Consider the following 2,247-nt stretch of genomic DNA (forward strand, 5'->3'; position numbering starts at 1 on the left):
GACGCCGCGGCGGGCCCCGCCGGTGCGACCCCGGGGACCCCGGCCGCGCCCGGTCAGGCCACCAGCTTCTACGACGCCGTCGGCGGCCGCCCGACCTTCGACCGGCTGACCGCCGAGTTCTACGCCCGCGTGCGCGAAGACGAGATCCTCGCCCCGATGTATCCGCAGGACGACTTCGAGGGCGCCCAGCGCCGGCTGCTGATGTTCCTGGAGCAGTACTGGGGCGGACCGCGGACGTACTCCGAGGAGCGCGGCCACCCCCGCCTGCGCATGCGCCACGCCTCGTATCGGATCGACCCGGCCGCGCGCGACGCGTGGCTGCGCCACATGCGCGCCGCCGTGGACACGCTGGAGCTGTCACCGCTGCACGAGGCCGAACTCTGGGACTACCTGGAGCGGGCCGCCCACTCCCTGCAGAACTCGGCCTGACCGGCCCGCGGTCCGCGCCCCGACATGGGGCGCGGGCTCACACCGCCATGGCGGGGCGGCCCAGTACGAAGCCGCCGGGGGTGTCCAGGCGCGTCCACGGCCCCGCCGTGCTGAGCCGGGCGCGGCCGCCGGGCCGCAGGAAGCCCAGCGCGTGCGCGCCGAAGGCCATGCCGGCCGGGAACTGCAGAGCGTCGCCCCCGAGCAGGGGTCCCCACATCTGCGCCCGGATCTTGCGGACCAGCGCCTCCCCCGGGTTCTCGGGCAGGGCGTCCCGCACGGCGTCGGCGCCGCGCGTGGCCACTTCGGCCAGCTCCTCGTCGGCGACCTCGGCCACGGGCGTCCAGCCGCCGCGGGGCGGGGTCAGCGCGGTCCAGGTGACGTGCTCGCGGCCCGGCGGCACGGCGAACGCCAGGTCGACGGGGTCCTGGCCGCGCATCCGGGCGGTGCGCTCGGTGACGGAGCCCAGGGCGACGACGGCGTCCAGGTCCGCCACGCCGTCGGCGGTCGCCAGGGGCACGGTGCGCAGCCCCAGGACGACGGGCACCCCGTCTCCGAGCCCGGCCGGCTGCAGCACGGAGACCCACTGGGCGAGCATCGGGGTGCGGGAGCGCCCTGCCTCAGGCACGACGTGCAGGCGCATCCCCGTGTCGGCGACGCGACGGGCGCGGGTGGCCAGCTGCTCGAGGTCCCGCACAGCGCGGTCGTCGACGAAGCGGAGGACTGGTGCGGCGGCGGAGTGCTCGGTCATGCAAGCATTGTCCCAGGTCCGTCGCGTCCCGGGCCGCCCCGCCGTCGCGGGGTCCATCCACGTCGAAGGAGCCGTTCGTGCCGCAGCGCCATCCCCGTCCCCGCCCCGGTCGCGCACCGGCCCGCCCGGCCTCGGCCCCGAAGGACCCCACCGACGTGCTGCGCGGGATCCTGGAGCTGACGCCGGCCGCGCCGGACCCGGTGACGGGTCAGGTCCGCTTCACGGGCACGACCCCCCGCCAGACGCACGGCCGGGTGTTCGGCGGCCAGGTGCTCGCCCAGTCGCTGGCGGCCGCCTCCCGCACGGTGCCGGGCGCCCGCCCCGCCCACTCGCTCCACGGCTACTTCATCCGCCCCGGGGACGCGCTGCAGCCCATCACGTTCACCGTCGAGACGCTGCGGGACGGCCGCTCCTTCTCCGTCCGCCGGGTGCTGGCCTCTCAGAACGAGAAGGCCATCCTCGCCCTGACCTGCTCCTTCCAGGAACCCGCCGGCAGCGCGCTGGACCACCAGGTGGCCATGCCCGAGGGCGTGCCCCGGCCCGAGGACCTGCCCACGACAGCGGACGTGCTGGGCGGCATCAACCACCCCGTGGCTCAGGAGTGGGCGTGGGCCCGGCCGTTCGACATCCGTCACGTCACCCCGGCCCTCTACGTGGACCCGGCCCCGGAGACCGAGAACCGCAACATGGTGTGGATGAAGACGTTCACGCCGCTGGCCGACGACCCCGCGCTGCACCGGGCGGCGCTCACCTACGCCTCGGACTACACGCTTCTCGAGCCGATCCTGCGGCAGCACGGCGTCGCCTGGATCCAGCCCGGCATGTCCGTGGCGTCCCTGGACCACGCGATGTGGTTCCACCGGCCCGCCCGCGTCGACCAGTGGCTGCTCTACGTCCAGGACTCCCCCAGCGCCCAGGGCGCGCGCGGCCTCGGCACGGGCGCCGTGTTCACCGAGGACGGGACGCTCGTGGCCACGGTCGCCCAGGAGGGCATGATCCGCCTGCCCGAGGGGGCCGCCGCCCGGCGGGCGCGCGTGCGTGGCGCGGCCCAGCGCATGGCCCTGCGGACG

3 protein-coding genes are annotated in these 2,247 nt (G+C 76.0%); 2 read left to right on the forward strand and 1 reads right to left on the reverse strand.

The genetic code is table 11. From position 1 onward, the window contains the following. A partial coding sequence (locus tag HMPREF3105_RS10665) for a globin (protein ID WP_256375227.1) occupies nucleotides 1–429 on the forward strand: 429 nt, incomplete at its 5' end. 37 nt (nucleotides 430–466) lie between these two features. Here HMPREF3105_RS10665 and HMPREF3105_RS10670 read toward each other — a convergent pair. Beyond that, nucleotides 467–1,177, reverse strand: a complete 711-nt coding sequence (locus tag HMPREF3105_RS10670) for a DUF8185 domain-containing protein (RefSeq protein WP_070709569.1) — start codon at nucleotides 1,175–1,177, stop codon at nucleotides 467–469. A gap of 77 nt (nucleotides 1,178–1,254) precedes the next feature. Here HMPREF3105_RS10670 and HMPREF3105_RS10675 point away from each other — a divergent pair. Then, nucleotides 1,255–2,247 (forward strand): acyl-CoA thioesterase (locus HMPREF3105_RS10675; protein ID WP_070709571.1); only part of this gene is annotated, 993 nt, incomplete at its 3' end.

This window comes from Micrococcus sp. HMSC31B01 (genome assembly GCF_001816085.1).
GTDB lineage: Bacteria > Actinomycetota > Actinomycetes > Actinomycetales > Micrococcaceae > Micrococcus > Micrococcus luteus.